Origin of the sequence: Kribbella sp. NPDC058693 (assembly GCF_042715335.1) — a bacterium.
Lineage (GTDB): Bacteria > Actinomycetota > Actinomycetes > Propionibacteriales > Kribbellaceae > Kribbella > Kribbella jiaozuonensis.
This window is the reverse complement of the sequence record NZ_JBHXSQ010000004.1, coordinates 229471-243626: the sequence shown is the minus strand read 5'-3', so window position 1 is coordinate 243626 and position 14156 is coordinate 229471. Positions and strand designations below refer to the sequence as shown.

General features: G+C 67.9%; 18 protein-coding genes. 9 read left to right on the top strand and 9 right to left on the bottom strand.

The genetic code is table 11. The features are described 5' to 3' along the window. The first annotated feature begins 24 nt into the window (after positions 1 to 24). The gene (locus tag ACFWUU_RS27390; RefSeq protein ID WP_380179497.1) at positions 25 to 1296 is read left to right on the top strand and encodes an FAD-binding oxidoreductase; all 1272 of its coding nucleotides are present in this window, start codon (positions 25 to 27) and stop codon (positions 1294 to 1296) included. Here the strand turns inward: ACFWUU_RS27390 and ACFWUU_RS27385 are convergent. From ACFWUU_RS27385 to ACFWUU_RS27370, 4 genes are read right to left on the bottom strand one after another with little or no spacing between them, the layout of a single operon-like run. Continuing rightward, positions 1226 to 1786 carry a GrpB family protein gene (locus ACFWUU_RS27385; protein ID WP_380179495.1) on the bottom strand — a complete coding sequence of 187 codons (561 nt, stop codon included), beginning with the start codon at positions 1784 to 1786 and terminating at the stop codon, positions 1226 to 1228. The genes ACFWUU_RS27390 and ACFWUU_RS27385 overlap by 71 nt on opposite strands. Further along, positions 1783 to 2178, bottom strand: coding sequence for a RidA family protein (locus ACFWUU_RS27380; RefSeq protein ID WP_380179493.1), 396 nt, complete (start codon positions 2176 to 2178; stop codon positions 1783 to 1785). Before ACFWUU_RS27380 ends, ACFWUU_RS27385 begins: the two co-directional genes overlap by 4 nt. Before the next feature lie 22 nt (positions 2179 to 2200). Continuing rightward, positions 2201 to 2635, bottom strand: coding sequence for a protein-tyrosine phosphatase family protein (locus tag ACFWUU_RS27375; protein ID WP_380179491.1), 435 nt, complete (start codon positions 2633 to 2635; stop codon positions 2201 to 2203). A gap of 4 nt (positions 2636 to 2639) precedes the next feature. After that, positions 2640 to 3716 (bottom strand): ABC transporter ATP-binding protein, encoded by a 1077-nt coding sequence (locus tag ACFWUU_RS27370; protein WP_380179489.1) that lies wholly within the window; start codon positions 3714 to 3716, stop codon positions 2640 to 2642. Positions 3717 to 3909: 193 nt separating this feature from the next. On the opposite strand from ACFWUU_RS27370, the gene ACFWUU_RS27365 reads away from it, so the two are divergent. Both ACFWUU_RS27365 and ACFWUU_RS27360 read left to right on the top strand, forming a co-directional pair. Next, positions 3910 to 4473, top strand: a complete 564-nt coding sequence (locus tag ACFWUU_RS27365; protein WP_137256007.1) for a transcriptional regulator — start codon at positions 3910 to 3912, stop codon at positions 4471 to 4473. Continuing rightward, a complete protein-coding gene (locus ACFWUU_RS27360) occupies positions 4466 to 5296 on the top strand; it encodes an SRPBCC domain-containing protein (RefSeq protein WP_380179487.1) in 831 nt (276 codons plus the stop codon). The genes ACFWUU_RS27365 and ACFWUU_RS27360 overlap by 8 nt, the downstream gene beginning before the upstream one ends. Here the strand turns inward: ACFWUU_RS27360 and ACFWUU_RS27355 are convergent. Further along, positions 5293 to 6186, bottom strand: coding sequence for a LysR family transcriptional regulator (locus ACFWUU_RS27355; protein ID WP_380179485.1), 894 nt, complete (start codon positions 6184 to 6186; stop codon positions 5293 to 5295). The two genes, ACFWUU_RS27360 and ACFWUU_RS27355, sit on opposite strands and share 4 nt — an antisense overlap. 82 nt (positions 6187 to 6268) lie before the next feature. Between ACFWUU_RS27355 and ACFWUU_RS27350 the strand changes: the two genes are divergently transcribed. After that, on the top strand, positions 6269 to 7489 hold the full coding sequence (locus ACFWUU_RS27350; RefSeq protein WP_380179483.1) for an MFS transporter: 1221 nt from the start codon (positions 6269 to 6271) through the stop codon (positions 7487 to 7489). A 12-nt stretch (positions 7490 to 7501) separates the two neighbouring features. Continuing rightward, on the top strand, positions 7502 to 8326 hold the full coding sequence (locus ACFWUU_RS27345; protein ID WP_380179481.1) for a phosphotransferase enzyme family protein: 825 nt from the start codon (positions 7502 to 7504) through the stop codon (positions 8324 to 8326). On the opposite strand, the gene ACFWUU_RS27340 is transcribed toward ACFWUU_RS27345, so the two are convergent. Further along, on the bottom strand, positions 8323 to 8775 hold the full coding sequence (locus ACFWUU_RS27340) for a winged helix-turn-helix transcriptional regulator (RefSeq protein ID WP_380179479.1): 453 nt from the start codon (positions 8773 to 8775) through the stop codon (positions 8323 to 8325). The genes ACFWUU_RS27345 and ACFWUU_RS27340 overlap by 4 nt on opposite strands. A gap of 85 nt (positions 8776 to 8860) precedes the next feature. On the opposite strand from ACFWUU_RS27340, the gene ACFWUU_RS27335 reads away from it, so the two are divergent. From ACFWUU_RS27335 to ACFWUU_RS27325, 3 genes are read left to right on the top strand one after another with little or no spacing between them, the layout of a single operon-like run. Further along, the gene (locus tag ACFWUU_RS27335) at positions 8861 to 9451 is read left to right on the top strand and encodes a dihydrofolate reductase family protein (RefSeq protein WP_380179477.1); all 591 of its coding nucleotides are present in this window, start codon (positions 8861 to 8863) and stop codon (positions 9449 to 9451) included. A 12-nt stretch (positions 9452 to 9463) separates the two neighbouring features. Next, positions 9464 to 9844, top strand: coding sequence for a TIGR03618 family F420-dependent PPOX class oxidoreductase (locus ACFWUU_RS27330; RefSeq protein WP_380179475.1), 381 nt, complete (start codon positions 9464 to 9466; stop codon positions 9842 to 9844). A gap of 9 nt (positions 9845 to 9853) precedes the next feature. Continuing rightward, on the top strand, positions 9854 to 10543 hold the full coding sequence (locus ACFWUU_RS27325) for a dienelactone hydrolase family protein (protein WP_380179473.1): 690 nt from the start codon (positions 9854 to 9856) through the stop codon (positions 10541 to 10543). Here ACFWUU_RS27325 and ACFWUU_RS27320 read toward each other — a convergent pair. Next, a complete protein-coding gene (locus ACFWUU_RS27320) occupies positions 10521 to 11039 on the bottom strand; it encodes a putative immunity protein (protein WP_380179471.1) in 519 nt (172 codons plus the stop codon). The two genes, ACFWUU_RS27325 and ACFWUU_RS27320, sit on opposite strands and share 23 nt — an antisense overlap. 39 nt (positions 11040 to 11078) lie before the next feature. Continuing rightward, a complete protein-coding gene (locus tag ACFWUU_RS27315; RefSeq protein ID WP_380179469.1) occupies positions 11079 to 12011 on the bottom strand; it encodes an AraC family transcriptional regulator in 933 nt (310 codons plus the stop codon). A gap of 91 nt (positions 12012 to 12102) precedes the next feature. Between ACFWUU_RS27315 and ACFWUU_RS27310 the strand changes: the two genes are divergently transcribed. Continuing rightward, the gene (locus tag ACFWUU_RS27310) at positions 12103 to 12936 is read left to right on the top strand and encodes an NAD(P)H-binding protein (protein WP_380179466.1); all 834 of its coding nucleotides are present in this window, start codon (positions 12103 to 12105) and stop codon (positions 12934 to 12936) included. Between the two features lie 54 nt (positions 12937 to 12990). Here ACFWUU_RS27310 and ACFWUU_RS27305 read toward each other — a convergent pair whose 3' ends face one another. Then, positions 12991 to 14148, bottom strand: a complete 1158-nt coding sequence (locus tag ACFWUU_RS27305; RefSeq protein ID WP_380179463.1) for a hypothetical protein — start codon at positions 14146 to 14148, stop codon at positions 12991 to 12993. Between the last annotated feature and the right edge of the window lie 8 nt (positions 14149 to 14156).

The window sequence follows — 14156 nt, the reverse complement described above, 5'->3', positions numbered from 1 at the left end:
GGAAGGGCCCATAGCGTGAGTCTCATGATGCTGACGACGACAAGCCCGGAGTACGACGATGCGCGCCTTGGGTACCAGCGGCGGGACCCGCATCGGCCCGAGGTGATCTTCCCGGTCACCAGCGCGACCGAGATCGAGGAAGCCGTGCGCTACGCGATCGACCACGACAAGAAGATCGCCGTGCAGGCGTCCGGCCACGGTCTGACCAGCGGCATCGATGGCGGCGTGCTGATCGCGACCAAAGCGTTCAACCACGTCACGGTCGACCCGGAGAGGAAGACAGCCTGGATCGAGGCCGGTGCGACCTGGCGCGACGTGCTCGACGCGACCGCGCCGTACGGTCTCGCGCCTCTGTCGGGGAGCTTCCCGGGGGTCGGGGCGATCTCGTACACGCTGGGCGGCGGGCTCGGGTTGATGGCGAGGCGGTTCGGGTACGCCGCGGACCACGTCCGGCGGATCGAGCTCGTGACCATGGACGGCGTACGACGGGACGCCGACGACGACCTGTTCTGGGCGACGAGAGGTGGTGGCGGGGACTTCGGCGTAGTCACCGGGATCGAGATCGACCTGTTCGAGGTGCCGACGCTGTTCGGCGGGAGTCTGTACTTCGACCTCGCCGAGCACCCCGAGGTGCTGGAGGTGTGGCAGCAGTGGACCAAGACCGTCCCGGACGAGGTGACGACCGCGGTGGCGCTCGTGCCGCTGCCGGACATCCTGCCGATCCCGCAGGCGCTGCGCGGGAAGTACATCGCGCAGGTGCAGCTCGCGATTCTCGGTGACAACGGCGAGGAGCTGATCAAGCCGCTGCGGGCGATCGGGGAGCCGGCGATGGACACGGTCGGCGAGCTGCCGTACGTCGAGTCGGGGAAGATCTTCGCCGAGCCGGATCGGCCGGACAGGTTCAACTCGCGCAATGTCCTGGTCAGCGACCTCGACCCGACCGCGCTGGCGACGCTGCCGAAGCTGGCCGGTCCGGAAGCGTCGACGCGGTGCGTGATCGCCATCCGTCAGCTCGGCGGCGCGCTGACCCGGGAGCCGGCGGTCGCGAACGCGGTCTGCCATCGCGACGCGGCGTACTCGATCACCGTGATCTCACCCGGCGCGGACGACGAGAGCGAGCTGCAGAACGCCGTACTGGAGCCGTGGCGTGAGCTGACGGTCGGCCGGCTGCTCAACTTCAACGGCGCCGGCATCGACCTCCGGGAGGTCTACGACGAGCCGACGTTCACCCGGCTGACGGAGCTCCGGGAGCGGTACGACCCGGACCGCCGGCTGCAGGCGAACCATCAGCTCTAGCGATCAGCTCCTCGACGAGCGCGCCTTTGCCCTCGACATAGTCGGTGCGGTCCGTGGTGAGCAGGTGCGCCAGCTCGCGTTTGCGGGCGGCGTACCGCTCCCGGTCGGCCTCATGGGCACGCAGATGGTCGCGGAGCAGAACGTGGTCCAAGTGGGCTTTGTTGCCTTCAACAACCACATAGAGATGGTGGTAGTGGGCAACTTCCACAGGCAGCGCAAACGCCTCTCGGCCGGGTATCCCGGCATCGCCCTCGTGACGGTAGCCGGCGGCAACCAACCGTGAGATCGCCGTCGGCACCAAGCCGGCAGACGGTACGACGACGTCCACATCAATGATGGGCTTCGCGGCCAGACCGGGTACGGCGGTGCTGCCGACGTGCTCGATCACGTGCGGGAGGCCGTCGAGGTACGGCTCCAGGTCCGCGGAGATCTCGGCGAACCAGAGCGGCCAGCGCTCGTCGTACTCGACGACCTCAGCGGGAACGATCACAGCGCCGCGGTCACGTCGATCTCGACCAGCTGCCCCGGGAACCCCAGCTGAGCCACGCCGAGCAGCGTGCTCGCGGTTGTGAACGCGGGGCCGAGCGGCGACGCGTTGAGCTGCGTCCACACGGCGGAGAGGTCCTCGCGGTCCGGGCTGACGACATAAATGACAGTGCGGACGACGTCCTCCGGAGTGGCGCCCGCAGACTCGAGCGCCGTCAGGATGTTGCTGATGACCTGCGCGGTCTGCCCTTCCAGACCGCCCGGGGCCAGGTCGCCGGACGGCTGCAAAGGACACTGCCCGGCGAGGTAGACGAGAGTGTCCGTCTTGACTGTGGTGACGTGGTGGTAGCCGGGGGTCGTGTGGAGTCCGCTGGGGTTGGTCCGCTCAATGCTCACATCTCGAACCCAACGCGAGAGCTCAGCCCCGGGTCAACAGATTTTGCACGTACCGCTTCTGCCACGGCGTCTCCACCGCGTGCTTCTCGAAGTGCTCGCGGACATAAGACACGGCCTGATCAGCAGGCACCCCATCGAGTACGGCGAGGCAGGCGAGCGCCGTACCGGTCCGTCCTCGTCCACCGCCGCAGGCGAACTCGACCCGCCCGGTCTCGGCCCGGGCTAGCGCCTCGCGAAAGATCGTCAACGCCGCCGCGCGATCCACCGGCAGCCGGAAGTCCGGCCACTTGATCCACCGCGTCTCCCACGGCACGTCGGGCGGTTCCGACCCGAGCAGATACACGCCGTACGTCGGAAACGGCGCTGCCGCCGGGCCCCGCCGCAGACTACGTCCGCGAACGAGCCGACCCGACGGCAGCTCCATCACACCAAGTGCGTCCCGATCCCAATGGCCCACGAGATCAAGCTACAAGGCGCTCCTCCGTGGAGGTGGAGAAGAGGTGCAGCCTGTCGGGGTCGGGGGCCAGGTGCACGAGAGTGCCTTTGTCGTTGTGCAGGCGGGTGCCGATCCGGGCGATGATCTGCTGGTTCTCGGCGTGGTCCGCGGTCCCGTACAGGAAGGCGTCCGAGCCGAGCTCCTCGATCACGGCGACCTTCACCGGCAGACCAGCGTCGGCGATGTGCAGCGCCTCTGGGCGGATGCCGAGTGTCAGGGTCTTGTCGTCGCCGGCCTTGGCCAGCAGCTCGCGGGCGACGGGTACGACGTAGTCGCCGATCTTGGCGCCGCCGTCGACGATCTTGGCGGTGATCAGGTTCATCGCGGGCGATCCGATGAAGCCGGCCACGAACTTGTTCTTCGGCCGGTCGTACAGGTTCAGCGGGGTGTCGACCTGCTGCAGGACGCCGTCCTTCAGTACGGCCACGCGGTCGCCCATGGTCATGGCCTCGACCTGGTCGTGGGTGACGTAGACGGTGGTGACGCCGAGTCGGTGCTGCAGTTCGGCGATCTGGGTGCGGGTCTGGACCCGGAGCTTGGCGTCGAGGTTCGACAGCGGCTCGTCCATCAGGAAGACCTTCGGGCTGCGCACGATCGCGCGGCCCATCGCGACGCGCTGGCGCTGGCCGCCGGACAGTGCCTTCGGCTTGCGTTCGAGGTACTCCTCGAGGCCGAGCAGCTTGGCGGCCTCCATGACGCGCTTGGCGCGCTCTTCCTTGTGGATGCCTTGCATCTTGAGGGCGAAGCCCATGTTGTCGGCCACCGACATGTGCGGGTAGAGCGCGTAGTTCTGGAACACCATCGCGATGTCGCGTTCCTTCGGCGGTGCGTTGGTGACGTCGCGGTCGCCGATGAAGATCGAGCCCTCGTTCACCTCTTCGAGCCCCGCCAGCATCCGCAGCGCGGTCGACTTACCCGAGCCCGACGGTCCGACGAGCACCATGAACTCACCGTCAGAGATGTCGAGATCAAGGTTGTCCACAGCTGGGACGTCGCCGCCCGGGTAGATCCGAGTGGCTCCCTTGAACGAGACAGTTGCCATGTCGCGCTTCCTTTCCTCCGCCGGCAGGAACGTGCCGGACGATCCGTAGCAAAGGCTCCCAGGTCTTGGGTGTCTGCTCGGTGACGCATCACCGAAGCACTCCGTACAACGAACAACGGGCGATTTACATTCCCCGGTGATGTAAGCCGATCGATTGACAAAAGAGATTTTTACGTACAAAGTCCTTTGTGTGATGAGAGACGTGATGCACCTGGAGCAGCTCGAACAGGCCGAGGCGCTGTTCAAGCCGCAGCGGATCGAGGTACTGCGGCGGCTGGCCGAGCCGGCCACCTGCAGCGAGGTGGCCGAGCAGCTCGGGCAGACTCCGCAGCGCGTCTACTACCACGTCAAGCGCCTCGTCGAGGCGGGACTGGTGACCCAGGTGGACGAGCGCAAGGTGCGCGGCATCCACGAGGGCATCTACCAGGCGACGGCCCGTTCGTACTGGCTGTCGCCGACGCTCGTCGGCCGGATCGGCGGACTCCGCCGGACCCGGGACGAGCTCAGCCTCGGCTACGTGCTGGACCTGATGGAAGAGGTCCAGACCGACATCGCCGCGCTGGATCGGTCGGCTCCGGAGCTGCCGTCCATCGGGGTGTCCGGTGAGATCCGGGTCCCACCGGACCGACGGCGGGAGTTCTTCGAGGACCTGCGCGGCACGCTACAGGACCTCTTCTCGCGCTACGGCGGCACTGAGGGCGACGCCTTCAAGCTCGCCGTGGCCTGCTACCCCAAAGGAGACCAAGACCATGACTGAACCGCTCGTTCTGCAAGTCCGCGCCAAGGCCGGGATCGACGAGGTCCGGCAGGCGCTGACCGACCCGAAGGCCCTCAACCTCTGGCTCGGCGAGCACTCGAACGTCGATCTGCCCGGCACGTTCGAGTTCTGGGGCCGCTACATCCCCGAGGGCGACGCGCCACATCAACGTGTCGTCGGGTACGACGGAAGCACGCTGACGCTGGCCTGGACGCTCGGCGGCGAGGAGACCACCACCGAGATCACGCTGACCCCCGACGGCGACGACGCGACCGTGGTCAAGCTGTCGCAGACGCACTTCGACTACGCGGACGCGATCAGCGGCGCCAACATCCGCGGCGTACTGCAGACCTTCTGGTCACTCGCGCTGGCCAACCTCGTCGACCACGTCGAGGGTCGCGAGCTGACGACGCGGCCGGACTTCACCTCGCCGGTCTTCGAGGGCGAGGTGCTGATCGACGGGCCGATCGATCAGGTGTACTCGGCGCTGACCGAGTCCGAGAAGGCGTCGGCCTGGTTCGGGTTCCCGATCGAGATCGATCTGCGCAAGGGCGGCCGGTTCGCGATGGGCGGGTTCGAGGCCGGCCCGGGCGTGGAGATCGTCGACCTGGTCGAGGGCCGCAAGATGGCGACGGACTGGGGACCGTCCGGCATCAGCAGCTGGGAGCTCGCCGAGTCCGACGGGAAGACGCGGCTGACGTTCGTGATGAGCGGGTTCGACGAGGCCAACCCGCCGTACGGCGCCTGGACCGGCTGGCTCAGCGGTGTCGCCGCACTCCGCCGGTACGTCGAGCTGCCGGACTGGTCGATCTGGGCCGCCTAGAAGTACGGGCGGGTGCTGTCCCCGATCAGATCGAGCAGGGCGGTCACTGCCCTGCTCGGTCGTCGTCCGGCCGCCGTTGCCACCGACAACGTCCAGGTCAGCTCGGTGCCCTTGATCGGCACCTTGGCGACGCCGGGCTCCTCGGCCAGCTCGAGATCGGGTACGACGGCAACCCCCAGCCCGACCCGCACGTAGTCGGGAATCGTCGTCAGTTCCGGGACCTCGATCTGGATCCGCCGCGGCATCCCGATCGTGTCGAAAGCCCGGTCGACCATCTTCCGGTTCCCGAACCCGGCCGGCATGTCGACGAACCGCTCACCGGCCAACTCCTCCAGCCGTACGGCGGACTGCCGCGCCAGCCCGTGCCCGGACGGCAGCAACGCGACGAACCGGACCGTCGCGAGGTCGCGCACCTCGAGCCCGGCGAGCTCGGGCTTCGGCAGACCGAGCAGTGCGACATCCAGCCGACCATGGCGTATGTCGTCCGCGAGACCGGTGGAGCCGGTCGGCGAAGTCGTGACCTGGACCTCGACCAACGGGTACTTGCGGTGGAATGCGCCGAGAAGCTCGGCCATGTTGACCATGCGCAAGCGCGCGAGTGTCCCGATCCGGATGTTGCCGCGGAGGCCGGCCGATGCCTCTTCGACGACGGCCCGCGCGCGGTCGAGGGCCTCCAACGCAGCCTTCGCCTCCGGCAGCAAGGCCTGACCCGCGGTCGACAGCACCACCCGCCGGGTCGAGCGGTCGAACAGGGTCGTCTTCAGATCGGTCTCGAGGGCACGGACGGCGGCCGACACCGTGGACTGCACCGTGAACAGCCGCTGCGCCGCCCGGGTGAAGCTCAGTTCCTCGGCGACGGCGACGAAGTACTCGAGCTGCCGGCTGTCCACAGGCTCAATTATCGATGTTGACGATAACAGCGTGCAAGAACTTTCGTTGGACTCGATAGATCCAACGCGGCACGCTGGAAACATGTCCACCATGACGTCTTCGCGGACCGGCGTACGGATCCGGCTCGCTCATGCTCCCGGGTTCTGGGTGATCGCGGCGGCCTTCCTCATCACGATGGCCTTCTCGACGATCCCGACTCCGCTCTACGCGATCTATCAGCACCGGGACGGGTTCCCGACGTACGTGATCACGGTGATCTTCGCCAGCTACGCAGTCGGTGTGATGGCGTCGCTGTACCTGGCCGGACATGTCAGTGACTGGCTCGGTCGCCGTCGGGTCGCGCTGCTCGCCGTACTCGCGGAGGCGCTGGCTGCGGCGATCTTCCTGATCTGGTCGTCGGTTCCTGGTCTGCTGGTGGCGCGCTTCATCTGTGGCGTCGGGGTCGGCGTCCTGACCGCGACCGCTACCGCGCACCTGTCCGAGCTGCGGCAGATCGCGCGGCCGGGGGAGGACCCGAGCCGGTCGGCGTTGATCTCGAGCATGGTGAACCTCGGCGGGCTCGCGTTCGGTCCGCTGATCGGTGGGCTGCTCGCGCAGTACGTGTCGGCGCCGCTGCAGCGTCCGTACGAGATCTTCCTGGTGCTGCTGCTGCTCAGCGCGGTCGGGATCGCGCTCGTGCCGGAGACCGTGGAGCGGTTGGAGGAGCGACCGGCGTACCGGCCGCAGCGGGTGGCGCTGCCGTCGTCGGCCAAGCCGTTGTTCTTCGCGTCGGCGATCGGTGCGTTCGCGGCGTTCGCGATCTTCGGCCTGTTCACCTCGCTGGCGCCGACGTTTCTGGCCGGCGTACTGCATCACACCTCGCGTCTGCTCGCCGGCGTCGTCACGTTCGCGGTCTTCATCGCCGGTGCCGCCAGTCAGGTGATCTTCGTCCGCCTCAGCCGTCCGGCTCAGCTCCGCTTGGGCCTGGTCGCGATGTCGGTCGGACTGGTCGGGGTGGCGGTCGGCGGCCTGATCCCCAACCTGTACCTGTTCGTCATCGGCGGCGTCGTCGCCGGGGCGGGCGTCGGGCTGGTCTTCCGCGGTGCGGTCGCGACCGCCGCGTCGCTGGCAGATCCCGGTTCCCGCGGAGAGGTGCTGGCCGCGCTCTTCCTGATCGCGTACGCCGGCCTCGCCATCCCGGTCCTCCTGATCGGCCTTGGCATCGCGCTGCTGCCCGCCCAGGTTGCCCTGCTGATCTTCTCCGTGCTCATCCTGATCCTGGTGAACGCCGCCGTACTCCGGATGTTGGCCGCCCAGAGGTGATGTGATGAGGTCGTGGATCTGGAGCGCGACTACGGCCTGAGCGTGTCCTCGCTCGAACCGCACCCTGGTGGGTTCGCGACCGACGGGTGGGTCGCGGACGGCACCTGGTTCGTGAAGGTGTGGAAAGAGGGCGAGCAGCCGATCGGGCTGGAGCTGCTGGCGGAGTTGCACGCGCTCGGACTGCCCGTCGTGGAACCGCTTCGGACCATCCAGGGTGACTTGTCCGCGATGGACGGGGATCGTGCCTATGCCGTTTTCCCTTACATACAAGGGCGTACGGCGACGTGGGACGATTGGAAGGTGGCGGCCCGGGCTCTCCGCCAGGTCCACGATGCGCCCCTGCAAGTGATGTTGCCGCACGCCGATACCAGCGAGCCGCACATCCGCGCTCTCGAAGACCAGCTGCAGCACCCGTGGATCGTGGATCGGGCGGATGTGGTGTCGTCAGCGCTGGCGCGGTTCGACGAGGTGCGATCGCGGCTCGGGCCGGTGCGCGACGTGCTGTGCCACACGGACTTCCACGGGCTGAACGTGCTGATCGGCGATGACGGTGAGGTGGCGGCGATCCTCGACTGGGAGAACGCCGTCATCGGACCCCGCGAGTACGACGTGTGGGTCGCGGCCGACGGTCGGCGGATCCCGGAGTTCCTCGACGAGTACGGCGCCGACGACCTGGACCTCGATCATCTCGAGTTCGCGCTGCTCGCCCGTGGGCTGCGGGATCTGTCGGCGCGGGTGTCGCGCAACGTCGACCGTCCGGGCGTGGACACGTGGGGCTTCGAGCGGATCGCGCGGGTCGACAGCGATCTGGAGGAGTTCCGCCCGTACTGCGCCTAAGCGGCCGCGCCCGGGCCGGGGAGTACGTCGATGTCGTTGGCGTGCATCGGCTTGCCACAGTGCAAGCAGCTCAGCTCGACGTGGCTGATCTCCCCGCAGGCGTGGTGCCGGTACAGCACCGGCGGCCCTGCCTCGCCGGCCAGCCATTTGTCGCCCCAGGCAACCATCACCATCAGGACGTCCATCAGCTCCAGGCCCTTGCCGGTCAACACGTACTCGTACCGCGGCCGCTTGTCGTACGGGCGCCGCTCGAGCACGCCGCGGTCGACCAGATGGTTCAGCCGCTCGGTCAGCACCTTGCGGGAGATCCCGAGGTCCGCCTGGATCTGCTCGAACCGCGCCATCCCGACCCAGATGTCGCGCAGGATCAACGGTGACCACGGCTCGCCCATCACATCGAGCGTGCGCGCGATCGAGCACGCCATCTCACTGAAGTCTGTGCGCTGCATGAAATCAGTCTAGCAATTGGGGTTCCCTGAGGGAACCCCGACATGTTAGCGTTCCTTCAAGGAACCCAAAACGGAAGGCGGAACGATGAGCAAGATCCTCTGCGCCCTCGCGGTCTCGGTCGACGGATACATCACCGGTCGGGACTCCGGTCCGGACCGCGGCCTCGGCGACGCGCCGATGCTGTTCGACTGGTACTTCGACGGCGACACCCCGAGCCAGGTCTTCGACGGCTTCAAGCTCAGCGCCCCGAGCGCCAAGATGTTCGATGCGCTCGCCGGCCGGGTCGGCGCCGTGATCGCCGGTCACAAGACGTACGACGACTCGAGCCACTTCGGCGGCGGCAGCCCGCACGCGAAGGCGCCGCTGGTCGTGCTGAGCCACGGTCCGGTCGCGGAGATCAGTGAGCAGCAGACGCTCGCCAACACCATCGAGGACGCAGTCGTCGCGGCGAGCGACATCGCCGGCGGCAAGGACGTCGGTCTGATGGGCGGCGGTGTCGTGACGGCCGCGCTCAAGGCCGGCCTCGTCGACGAGCTCGTCCTCCACCAGGTGCCGATCCTGCTCGGCGGCGGCCGGCCGTTCTTCCAGGAGCTGCCCGAGCAGGTCCGGCTCAACCTCGTCGAAGCAGTGCCCGCCCCGGGCGTCACCCACCTCCACTACGCAGTCGTCCGCTGAAGGAGCAGAACCATGTTGAAGCCCGCCGTACGCCGTGCCGTCGAAAGCAACTCGATCGCTCACCTGGCCACCGTTCTCCCGGACGGGTCGCCGCACTCGATCCCGCTGTGGGTCACGACGCTCGACAACCGCATCATCTTCCTGACCGGCCCCGACTCCCAGAAGGCCCACAACCTCCGCCGCGACCCGCGCGTGGCCCTGTCGCTCGCGCCCGTCGACAACCCGTACGAGCCCGTCATCATCCGCGGCCGCGTCACCGAATGGATCGACGGCGACGCCGGCTGGGCCCTCGTCGACCAGATCGCAATGAAGTACCTCGGCCAGCCCTACGGCCGCGACCAGGCCCGCATCATCGGCGTCATCGAGCCGGAGCACCAGACCGTCGGCGTCTAAGATGCGCGCATGGGTGTGACTGTGACGGTTGGGGAGCAGGACGCTTATCTCGCGCGGGTGGGGCGGGCCGGCATGTTGTTGTTGCCGATGATCACCGGGATCGGTGAGCAGGTGCGGGCCTGGGCCGATGAGCTGGCCGGCGAAGGGATCACCGCGCTGGCGTGGGATCCGTTCAAGGGGCGCAGTACGGACAACACCAGTCGGCAGGAGCTGAGTGGTTTGCTGCGGCAGATGGACGACGACACTGCCCTCGCCGAGCAGAGCGCCTTGCTCGACTACCTCGTCGACGAGCTCGGGTGCAGCAAGGTCGGTGTGATCGGGTGGTGCCTCGGTGGGCGGTTCGCGTTCCTGCTCGGGGCGCGTGATCAGCGGGTGACGAATGTCGTCGCCTTCCACCCGACGGTCCCGTCCGATCGGCCGCCGCATCACACGTACGACGCGATCGCCGAGGCGGCCGGGATCACGGCGCCGGTGCTGGTGAGCTACCCGAGCGCGGACACCGCCGTACCGAATTCTGACTTCGAGACGCTGCAGACGGTGTTGCAGGCACGGACGGCCGGGGCGACGTTCACGCAGTACTTCCCGGGTGCGGACCATGGGTTCTCGGACAAGTCGCGGCACGACAAGGATGTGAATGCGGACGCGTTCCGGTTGGCGTGGCCGCAGGCGTTGGCGTTCATGAAGGCGACGGTTGCCTGAGCGCCGTCTCCAGTTGGCGGTGTAGCTCGCCGAGCCGACTGCGGCCGGGCGTGCCGTCCGGGTAGCGCCGCAGTACATCCCGGACCACGGGTGGCACTCGGTCGATCGCCCAGCTGACGACGCTCGAGGGGTCACGCCCAGCCAGTTCGTGCGCGTACGCCGCATACTGCGCCGCTCCGATGATGTGCTTCACCTGAGTGGCTGCCGCCAACGGATGCAGGTACGCCGAACCCGCTGCCGCAACGGCTGCTCGCGCCGCAGCCTCCGCGGCCGGATCGCTTACCTCACCTGCCGCCTTCAGGGCGCCCCACGCAGCCGTCCGGATCGCCTTCGTTCTGTTGCCTCCGGCACCGAATTCGCGGGCGGCCTCGATCGCCTCGCGCGGCCGGCGATCGTCGGGAGCGACGGCTTCATAGAGAGGCAATGCCCGCTCGGCGCAGTCCGCGCTCCAGAGGCTGAGCTGCCGCAGTTCGTCGAGGCTCAACGCGATCTCCATGAGCCTCAATCGTATCGTTCAACCCCCGCATTTAAGCTTTCACGCCGCCCGGCGGTGGTCCGTAGGCGTGATTCCGCGGACCCGTTTGAACGCAACGCTCAATGCGAAGGCATTCGCGTACCCGACCCGCCGGGCGATCGTCTCGACCGTGTCCCGGGTCGACCGCAGCTGATCGGCGGCGAGCGTGATCCGCCAACCGGTCAGGTAGCTCATCGGTGCCTCGCCCACCACGGCCGTGAACCGCCGAGCCAGCGAGGCCCGCGACACCCCGACCTTGTCGGCGAGGTCGGTGACGTTCCATGGGTGCGCCGGATCCTCGTGCAGCAAGCGCAACGCAGTACCGGCGACCGGATCGGTCTGGGCCTGGTACCAGCCCGGCGCATGAGAGTCCGGCCGGTCGAACCACGCGCGCAGGGTGGTGATCAGCGCGAGGTCGAGCCATCGGTCCAGCACGGTCTGCTGGCCGACCGCATCCCGCTGGATCTCACTCGTGATCATCTCCATCACCGAACCGGCCACCTCGGAGGCGGGTACGACGAGGACCGGCGGCAGCGCGGTGACCAGTCGCCGGCTGACATCACCCGCCAACTGATAGGTGCCGCTGGCAACCATTACCTCGCCGGACTTGCGGCTGCCGTACGTCCGCACGCCGAGCCGCGCCGAGTAGTCGGCCGGTGCCCCGGGCAACGGTTCGCAGATGCCGCCGGGGTGGATCCGTAGTTGCGGTGGGGTGTGCACGCTGTCGCCCACGACGTACGGCTGGGGACCGGTGAAGATCGCGACGTCCCCCCGCTCCAGCCGCTGCGGCGCGGTCCCTTCGCGGGTCACCCAGCCCGAGCCGCGGACGAGGGTCGCGAGCGCGAGCGGCGCCTCGTCCCGGATCTCCAACGCCCATGGCAGATCCAGGATGGTCAGGTTGAAGACGCCGTCCTGGGCGCGGGTCCCGGCCAGCAGTTCGTCGAGCACGTCCATGCGATGAGAGTACGGCATGATGAGCGCCTCGAACATCAAATTGCGCCGCATGGCCATGGTTTGTCTCACTCAAGCCCGGTGAACTAGAGCCATGAACCCGATACTGATCCTCAGTGGCAAAGGCAAGACCGGTCGTCGCGTCGCGGCACAACTCGACGCGCGGGAGGTCCCGTACCGCCTCGCCTCGCGCTCCAGCGAGCAGCGCTTCGACTGGTACGACGAGAGCACGTGGGCGCCGACGATCGCCGGCGCGGAGACGGCGTACCTCGCGCCGCCGGTCGGACCGACCGGACTCGCGCAGGCCGGCAAGTTCATCCAGCAGGCAGACGGGCTGCGGCGCCTGGTCCTGCTGTCCGGTCGCGGCGTCGGCAGCCCGGGCCGCGACTTCGCCGTGTACGACGGCCAGCTCGAATTGGAGAACGTCGCCAAGGCGAGCGGTCTGGACTGGACGATCGTGCAGCCGGCCTGGTTCGCGCAGGGTTTCAGCGAGGACTTCCTCCGGTACCACGTGCTCGCGGGCGAGATCCGGCTGTCCGCCGGCACCGGCGCCGAGGCGTGGATCGACACCAACGACGTCGGCGACGTGATGACCACGGCCCTTCTCGACGAGTCGTACGTTGGCCAGACCCTCACGATCTCCGGGCCGCGCACGCTCACCATGACCGAGATCGCCGACGAGTTGACCGCCGCCACCGGCCGCCCGATCGGGTACGTCGACCTCGAGCCGGAGGCACACGTCGCCGAACTGATCGAGCAGGGTCTGATCCAGGAAGACGCCGACGCCGTCCGCGACCTGTTCGCGGTGATCCGCAACCACCGCTCGGAATACGTCTCGGACGGCGTCGAGCAGGTGCTCGGCCGCCCGGCCCGCGACTTCACCGACTGGGCCCGCGAGACCGCCAAGACCGGAGTCTGGTCAGTCTGAACAAGCCGAAGCCCTCGCGCCCACCTGAAGGTGCGAGGGCTTCCGCTTGGACCACTACTTGTGCTGCATCGAGACCCACTCGTCGTGGGTGAGCTCCTGCAGCTCCGACGCCGGCGTCTTGGTGCGGGGCGTCGTGCCCCCACCGACGGCACCGCCGCCGAAGACGATGTTCGCCCAGTTGTTCTGCGCGATCAGGATCGACGTGGTCTTGTCGCCGTTGATGTCTGCGGCCGTCGTCGTGTCGGTGGTGTCACCGTCGCAGTTCCAGTCGATCGGCGCGTTCGCCGCGCCGGCCGTCACCCGGGTCGTGCCGTTCGGGCACTTCCAGCTGGTCTTGTAGCCGGCGCCCAGGCTGCCCAGGCCGACCGTCTCGTCCGGCCGGGCCTCATTGATCGAGGTCGGCTGGACGTTCGAGTAGCCCCAGTACTTCGTGCCGTCGGCCTTGAGCACGCCGCCGAGCTGGAACGAGTAGTTCATCACGCTGAGGTAGTTCGGCTTGTAGTTCAGGTTGTCGGCGCCGCCGTGCTTCAGGCCGATGTTGTGCCCGAGTTCGTGGATGAACGTGCCGACGTTGGTGTCGTCGGTCGCGTTCCACCCGCACTTCGGGCCGACCGTGACGATGAACGTGTCGTTCGGGATGTTGAACGCCTGGCCGCTGCTGCAGCCGCCGTCGTAGCTGTCTCCCCAGATCATGTAGTGGAAGACGGCCTTGCGGACCGCCGCGAAGTTGGCTGCCTTGATCGCGTTGGTCTGGGTGGCCGACGGGTTGAGGTCGTCGTCGTACGTGACCTCGTTGCCACCGCCCAGGTTGTACGTCGCACCGCGGGCGGCGCCGGCGTCGAGGTGGATCGTGACGCCGGTCGTGCCGTCCGGGTTGCTGACCGGCGCGCTCGCGAACACCTGGACGATCCGGTCGAGCGCTGCCGTACTGGCGAGCCGGCCGGACATGTAGTCCATCTCGACGAACAGGTCCTTCTTGTTCGGGTTCGCGCCCATCGCGGGCAGGTCCACATCGACGACGCCGTCACCGTTGCCGTCGTACCCGTTGGTTTCCCATGCGTCCGGCAACGAGTCGCCATCTGTGTCTGTCGCGGCGACGACTGTACGGGCGTTGTCGACGGCCGGAGCCGGAGCCGCCACCGCGCTCGAGGTTGCGAGCGCGGCGGCGGCCAGCGAAGTCAGGACAGTGAGCAAGGCGGGGCGGGGCCTCATCAGATCTC

Coding starts and splice junctions, on each gene's coding strand:
- ACFWUU_RS27315 (WP_380179469.1), bottom strand. CDS start 12,011: ATGGACGTGCTCGACGAACTGCTGGCCGGGACCCGCGCCCAGGACGGC.
- ACFWUU_RS27340 (WP_380179479.1), bottom strand. CDS start 8,775: ATGCAGCGCACAGACTTCAGTGAGATGGCGTGCTCGATCGCGCGCACG.
- ACFWUU_RS27335 (WP_380179477.1), top strand. CDS start 8,861: ATGAGCAAGATCCTCTGCGCCCTCGCGGTCTCGGTCGACGGATACATC.
- ACFWUU_RS27310 (WP_380179466.1), top strand. CDS start 12,103: ATGAACCCGATACTGATCCTCAGTGGCAAAGGCAAGACCGGTCGTCGC.
- ACFWUU_RS27320 (WP_380179471.1), bottom strand. CDS start 11,039: ATGGAGATCGCGTTGAGCCTCGACGAACTGCGGCAGCTCAGCCTCTGG.
- ACFWUU_RS27330 (WP_380179475.1), top strand. CDS start 9,464: ATGTTGAAGCCCGCCGTACGCCGTGCCGTCGAAAGCAACTCGATCGCT.
- ACFWUU_RS27390 (WP_380179497.1), top strand. CDS start 25: ATGATGCTGACGACGACAAGCCCGGAGTACGACGATGCGCGCCTTGGG.
- ACFWUU_RS27350 (WP_380179483.1), top strand. CDS start 6,269: ATGTCCACCATGACGTCTTCGCGGACCGGCGTACGGATCCGGCTCGCT.
- ACFWUU_RS27365 (WP_137256007.1), top strand. CDS start 3,910: ATGAGAGACGTGATGCACCTGGAGCAGCTCGAACAGGCCGAGGCGCTG.
- ACFWUU_RS27325 (WP_380179473.1), top strand. CDS start 9,854: ATGGGTGTGACTGTGACGGTTGGGGAGCAGGACGCTTATCTCGCGCGG.
- ACFWUU_RS27360 (WP_380179487.1), top strand. CDS start 4,466: ATGACTGAACCGCTCGTTCTGCAAGTCCGCGCCAAGGCCGGGATCGAC.
- ACFWUU_RS27305 (WP_380179463.1), bottom strand. CDS start 14,148: ATGAGGCCCCGCCCCGCCTTGCTCACTGTCCTGACTTCGCTGGCCGCC.
- ACFWUU_RS27370 (WP_380179489.1), bottom strand. CDS start 3,716: ATGGCAACTGTCTCGTTCAAGGGAGCCACTCGGATCTACCCGGGCGGC.